General features: G+C 73.6%; 4 protein-coding genes. All 4 read right to left on the bottom strand.

Features of this window, described 5'->3' with window-relative positions; all coding sequences use genetic code 11:
• Positions 1–200 precede the first annotated feature (200 nt).
• Positions 201–2,156: an NAD-binding protein gene (locus ABZ656_RS55480; RefSeq protein WP_360280005.1), complete on the bottom strand. Its 1,956-nt coding sequence runs from the start codon at positions 2,154–2,156 to the stop codon at positions 201–203.
• A gap of 112 nt (positions 2,157–2,268) precedes the next feature.
• Positions 2,269–2,700: a (2Fe-2S) ferredoxin domain-containing protein gene (locus ABZ656_RS55485; protein ID WP_360279999.1), complete on the bottom strand. Its 432-nt coding sequence runs from the start codon at positions 2,698–2,700 to the stop codon at positions 2,269–2,271.
• A 167-nt stretch (positions 2,701–2,867) separates the two neighbouring features.
• Complete coding sequence (locus ABZ656_RS55490; protein WP_101399556.1) at positions 2,868–4,298, bottom strand: NAD(P)/FAD-dependent oxidoreductase; 1,431 nt, start codon at positions 4,296–4,298, stop codon at positions 2,868–2,870.
• Positions 4,295–6,277, bottom strand: coding sequence for a S53 family peptidase (locus ABZ656_RS55495; RefSeq protein WP_360280002.1), 1,983 nt, complete (start codon positions 6,275–6,277; stop codon positions 4,295–4,297). Before ABZ656_RS55495 ends, ABZ656_RS55490 begins: the two co-directional genes overlap by 4 nt.
• Between the last annotated feature and the right edge of the window lie 218 nt (positions 6,278–6,495).

Genomic DNA, 6,495 nt, shown 5'->3' on the forward strand with positions numbered 1-6,495 from the left:
CCCCCCCGGGGGCGGGGCCCCCCCCCGGGGGGGGGGGGGGGGGCCCCCCCGGGGGGGGGGGGGGGGGCCCCCGGGGGGGGGGGGGGGGGGGCCCCCCGCCAGGGATGGGACGGGCAGGGGCGGCGTGGGCGAAGAAAATCCCCCCACCCCACTGCCCGCACCAGAGCCAGACACCCCCCGCCCCCCCGGAGACCAAAAACCTACGTGCCCGCCGATTCCCGCCGCCGCCGCCCCAGCAACTCCGCCAGCCCCCTCCGAGTCGCAGCCAACACCACCCGATCCTCCGCCCGAAGCACATACGTGGAGGGAAGATCCCAGACCAGCCCGGAACCACCGCGCTCGCCCCCACCGCCCCCCACGGCGGACACCGGTTCACCACCCCGCCGTCGCCCCGACGCAGCCGTATCCAACGCAAGCACCCGCCACGCCCCCGCCCGAAACGCCTCCCCCACAGTCCGCCCCTCCAGCTGCGGATGCCCACCCACCACGATGGCCGCGAACAGCAGCACCCGCCGCTCCACCGGAATCGCCCCGAGGATCTGCCGCCCCATCATGGCCCCGGCAAACGCGGGCGCGGCCAGATGCGACACGCTACGACTGCGGGTCAGCGCCTGCGGATGCGCGGCCCGCAGGGTCCGGTACACGGCGGTGGCGAAGTCGTCGTCGTACAACCGCAGCACGACCCGCAGATCGGGCCGCACGGTACGGGCGTACAACGCGGCTTCCAGGTTCGTCGTGTCCGCGCTGGTCAGCGCGAGCAGCGCATGCGCCCGATGAATCTTCGCGGCCTCCAGCACACCTTCCTGCGTGACGTCGCCCAACACCACCGGCACCCGCAACCGCCGCGCCAGCGCCAGCCCCCGCGCCTCCGGATCGGCCTCGACACACACCACCGGAATGTGCAGCTCACGCAGGCGCGTCAACACCCGCGTCCCGATCTTTCCGACCCCGAGCAGCACCACATGCCCGGACAGTCCCCGCGGCGGCTTGCGCAACGCGGACCCGCTGCGGAAGGTACCGAGCGCCTCCAGCACGGCGGCGAGCAGCACAGGCAGCAGCAACAGCCCGACGAGCCCGGAGAAGAGCTGAAGAATCTGCCGTCCGATGGGTTCCCCGATGGCGGGGTTGTTGATGGCGAAGAGATCGAGCAGCGTCAGATAGGTCGCCTGCAGCGGGGGCTCCCCGGTGACGAGCATCGAAGCGACCGCCAGCCCGACCACACACCCCACCAGCCCGGCGAACGACCAGCGCAGCCGCCGCGACAGCAGCGAGCCGAAGGGCACGACACTGCGCCCCGCGGACGGCGCGGACGCGGCGTACGACACCGTCTCCAGGACGACGGTCCCGCGCCCGGTGGCCGCCGCCACGGCCCGCTCGTCGGGCAGCAGCCGAGGCCCGTGCGACCCGCTGCTTTCCGAACCGTCGGCCCCGGCGGGGTCGTTGGTGGTGGCGGACAGCAGCGCGAGCGTGCACAGCCCGGGATCGGCGACCTCGCCGGGCCCCGGCGGCGGCCGCTCCACCGCCCGCAGCATCAGCCCATCGGTCTGGACGACCTTGCTGGTCCCGGCGACGGCGGTCGCGGCGAGCGCGGGCGCGGCGGTGTCGGCATCGGACAACACGGTGGTGGACGCGTCGAACCCGAGCCCCCCGCTCCCCCTGCCACCGTCTCCCTCGCCATCGGTCACGGCCATGGCCAACGCCGAAGCCTGATCGAGGAGTTCCTCGATGTGCTGTCCGAGGCGCCGGTTGTAGAGCCGTATGACGAGCCGCAGCCGCGGATTGAGGCGGCGCGCGGTGAGCGCGGCCCGGATGTTGGTCTCGTCGTCGTCATGGACGAGTGCGAGGGCGGCGGCCCGTTCCACGCCCGCCTCGGCGAGTACGGCCTCGGTGAGTTCGGTGGCCTCCAACACCCGCTCGGAACCGGCGGGTTCGGCTGTCCGGGTGGGCGGCCCCTGCGGTCCCTCCCCGTTGCCCGCGGCCCGGTTCACCGCCGCGGACATCCGGTCGAACAGCGTCGAGCCCCGAGCCCGCCCGACCACCGGCGGCCGCACACTGCGCTGGGTGGGCGGCACGACGAGGGTCACCCGTTCGCCGTACACACCCCGCAGTTCGGCGGCCAGCCGGTGCGCCAGGGCGTCGTCCCCGGCCACCACCATGTGCGCGGTCGTGTCGGTCGACGGGCTTTGATACGGAAGGGTCCCCACGAGGAAGAAGAGTGCCGCACCGGGAGGTGTGGTTCCAGAGGGAGGCCGACGGGCCGGCACCGCCTCAGCGGCGCGTACGGGCCCGCGCCTCGTGCGGCGGCCGGACGAACTGCAACTCCAGCGCGACCGGAGGTTCGGCGACCCCCGGCCCTCCGGCGGACGCCCAACTCACCAGCTCCTCGGTGCAGTCGTCCCCCATCGCGAACCCGATCCAGGTCGCCCGCGCACCCCGGCGCCGCGCGTCCCCCGAAGGCTGTACGACCACGACATCGGCCTGGTCGCAGGGCCCGAGACAGTCCACGGTCCGCACCACGTACCGCCCCCCGGACGCCTCGGCCCCGGCCCGCAACCGCTCCAGCTGCCAGGCGTGATCGTCGTCGGGATACTTCCGCGGATTGCCACAACAACACCCACGGCAGACGACCAGCGTGCAGGGCCGCGATCCGGCGGCACCGATCGCCACCGTACGAGATCTGTCGGCCGAGGCTCGGTTCAACGGATCGGCTCTCCTTGTCGAACGTACGTCTACAGCCGCAGACGATAGTTGACGAACCCGCAGGCCATGTTCGCCATCCCCCCGCCGTCCAATACCGCCAAGGAAACCAGGTGTTACAGCTGTCGGGGTGGCGGGATCCGAACCCACGGCCTCTTCGTCCACACGGATCAGACGGCCACGGGCAGTCCGAGTTTTCGTAGCGCCGATCTCGCGGCGTTGTGCCCGCACATGCCGTGCACGCCCGCCCCCGGCGGCGTCGCCGCCGAGCAGAGATAGACGCCGGGGATTCCCGTGGCGTACGGATCAGGGGCCAGGCGCGGGCGAAACGCGAGAGAGGCGAGGGAGCTGGCGCCGTTGAGGATGTCCCCGCCGACGTAGTTGGGGTTGTACGCCTCCAGCGCGGCCGGGGAGCGGGCGGTCAGGCCGATGACGCGGTCGCGCAGTCCGGGGGCGTATTGCTCGATGCGCTCCAGGACGGTGGTCGTCGCGTCCCCGTCGTAACCGTGCGGGACGTGTGCGTACGCCCAGACGGGGTGGACGTCTCCGGCCGAGCGCCCGGGGTCGGCGAGGTACTGCTGGGCGACCAGTACGAAGGGATGCCGGGGCATCCGCCCGCGGGAGACCGCCTGTTCGGCCTCCGCGATCTCCTCCGCGGTTCCGCCGAGGTGAACGGTGCCCGCCGTGCGGCACACCTCGGCACGCCAGGGGACGCCTCCCTCCACCGCCAGGTCGACCTTGTACGCGGCGGGCCCGTGCCGGTAGCGGGTGTACGCGCGTCGGACGCGGGCGGGAAGACGCGGACCGCACACCCTCGCCGCCTCGCGGGGAGCCAGGTCGAGCAGGACCGTGCCGGCGGGGGGAAGGTCCCGCAGGGAACGCACGGGGGTGCCCGTTTCGATGGTGCCGCCGAGTTCGACGAGACGGGCGGCGAGCGCATGGGCGATGGCCCCCGAACCCCCGCGGGCGACGGGCCAGCCATGACGGTGCGCGGCGGCGGTGAGCATGAGTCCGATGGCGGAGCTGCCCGGGCCGGTGAGCGGGCTCAGCGCATGGGCGGCGACCCCCGCGAACAGGGCCCGGGCCGCTTGCCCGCGCCATCGGCGCAGGGTCCACTGCGCCGGGTGGGCCGCCAGCAGCCCGAACCCGCCCGTGAGGACGGGGTGACGGGGCAGGGCTGCCAAGGGGCGCATGAGGTCTTCGCTCAGGGCGTCGTAGTGCGCGGTCAGGGGCGCGAACAGCCGACGCCAAGCCGGGCCGTCGGCGCCGAGGCCGCGTACGGTCGTGTCCAGGTCGCGCCGGAGTACGGCCGCCCGACCGCCGTCGAGGGGGTGGGCGAGGTCGGTCTCGGCGTACTCCCAGCGCAGTCCGTGGCGGTCCAGGCCGAGGGTGCGCAGGTAGGGCGACGCGACGGCCATGGGATGCACCGCGGCGCAGTGGTCGTGGAGCAGGCCGGGCACCGTGACCTCGCCGCTGCGGGTGCCGCCGCCGATGGTGGCCGCGGCCTCCAGGACGGTCACGGAAAGGCCCGCCTGGGCGAGCGTGACGGCGCCGGCGAGGCCGTTGGGCCCCGCTCCCACGACGAAGGCGTCGACGGTCACTTCAGTGTGCCCTTGGTGTGCTGGAACCAGCGCAGGTAGCCGGTGTCGGGGGAGCCGAGACCGGTGGCGTCGTCGTAGCCGCGGCGGGCGTGGAGTCCGAAGTCGTGGCCGAGGGTGTAGAGGAGACAGCGCTGTGCGCCCGTGGAGGTGTCGACGGCGGGGCCCTCGTCGCGTACCACGGTGAGAGGTTGCGCGCCGGCGTTCGCGGGCTGGTCCGTGACGTCGTGGAAGACGTGGGCGCGGGACCGGGCAAGGGCGTACAGGAGCGGGTTGGCGAAGCCGAGCCGGTGCCCGGAGGCTTGTTGCGCGTCGGCCTGCACGGCGGCGAAGGCGGGCGCGGCCGCCGACGTGCCGCCGAATCCGACGAGGTGGTAGGCCCCGGCGTCCGTGAGTCCGACGAGGACGGGCAGGGCCCCGTCGCCTTCGAGCGCCACGTCGGGCGTCGCGCGGTGTGCGGTGCCGCCGGGGACGCGGCCGCGCTGGTACCAGGGCTGCGGGAAGTCGCTCGCACCCCCTCCGCCGCCGAAGGCGAAGACGCCGGGGACGGGCCCCCATGCCCTGCCCTTGTCGGTGAGGACGGACAGCCCGTCACCCATGCTGGTCTCCCAGGCGTAGTCGCCGTGCCGGTCGAGGGCGAGGGTGGTGCCGCCCACCGAGGTGACCCACGGGGAGCCGCTGGGGAAGTCGGCCTGGGCCCGGATGGTCTTCGGATCGCAGTTGACGCCGGTCTGGGCGGCCTCGGGCGAGGAGTCGCCGCAGTCCCCCGCGGCGAAGTAGACGCCGATTCCCTCGGCGGCGGCCTGCTCGAACAGCAGGTTCCAGGCGGCTACGAGGGTGGGGGTGAGGTGCCCGGGACTGGAGTGGATGATCTCGGCCCAGGAGTTGGAGATGACGTCCGCCCGGCGGCCGTCGATGATGTACGACTCGGCGTCCATCAGGTCGTTGTCGAGGCAGGAGTTCGCACCGACGTAGAGGACGTTCGCGTCCGGGGCGAGGCCGTGGGCGAGGTCGATGTCGAGGGCCTGTTCGCCGGCCCAGGTACGCGGGGACGCGCACGCGTCGTCGATGTGCCAGTCGCCGGGAGTGACGTGCCGGCGGTACTGGCCCGGCCGGAAGGCGTGATCGCCGGTGGCACGGGCGTAGCGGTCGGCGTCGGTGAGCATGTCGGGCGATCCGTAGGCGTCCACGACGGCGATGGTGGAGCCGCGCCCGGTGGCACCCTTGACGCCCGCGCCGTAGGCGTGGCGGAGCTGGGCGGGGGTGTAGGGGCACGGCGCGTACGTGGCGGTCCTGCCGTACGCCTTGGGCAGACGCGTGGCGGGCTTCTCCCCGAAGTGACCGGAGCAGACGGCGTCGTCGGCGGGTACGTCGAGAGCCGGCGCGGGGGTCGACAGGGGGCGGGCCGCTCCGGGGGTGGACAGGCCGGACACGCCGAGCACGGTGGCGCCGAGGGAGGCGGGCACACTCAGGTCACCGGCGGGGGCGTCGCTCGTGCCGCGGCCGGTGCGATAGCCGTGCAGGCTCGTGCCGAAGGCCTGCTGGACGGCGCGGGCGGGCCCTTCGATCCTCAGGTAGTGGGAGGTTCGGCCGGTGACGGTGAATCCGGACCCGCCCAGCCATGCCGTGAGGGTCCGGACCTGACGGTCCGTCGGGCCGAAGTGCCGTTGGTATTCCGCCGGGGTGAGGTAGTGCCGGTAGTGCGGGCTGCGGGGGTCGCCGATGTCGCGCAGGAACGCCGCGAGCCCTTGCGGGTCACGGGAGTTGAGGTAGACACGCGCGCTGACGTGACTACCGGCGGGGACGGGGCCCGTGTCGGCGGTCCGCGTCGCATATGTGGGCCGGGATCCCACGAGAGGGTGCCGGTCGGCCGCGTGGGCGGCGGGAAGGGAGCCGGCGGTGCCGAGCAGCGCGGCGCAGGCAGCCGCGACGACGGAGCCGCGCAGGCGACGCAGCGGGCGTATGGGGGCATGGAGAGGCACGGGATGCAGACCTTTTGGTGTGGGGGCGCCGGACGGCGCGCAGAGCAGGGCGAGGGGGCGCGGCACGGACGTCTCGCCGTACCGGCCCGGTGGCTGCTGAACTGAACGGGATGCCTAGGGCCTGTCCTAGGCCCTGTCGTCAAATTCCCGTCTGCCCTGCGACGCCATGCACGCACTCTCACCGCACCAGGCACAGACCCGAGTACGTCCAGTACGAG

The sequence above is a fragment of the Streptomyces sp. NPDC007095 genome (genome assembly GCF_040634475.1).
Lineage (GTDB): Bacteria > Actinomycetota > Actinomycetes > Streptomycetales > Streptomycetaceae > Streptomyces.

Coding starts and splice junctions, on each gene's coding strand:
- ABZ656_RS55480 (WP_360280005.1), bottom strand. CDS start 2,156: ATGGTGGTGGCCGGGGACGACGCCCTGGCGCACCGGCTGGCCGCCGAA.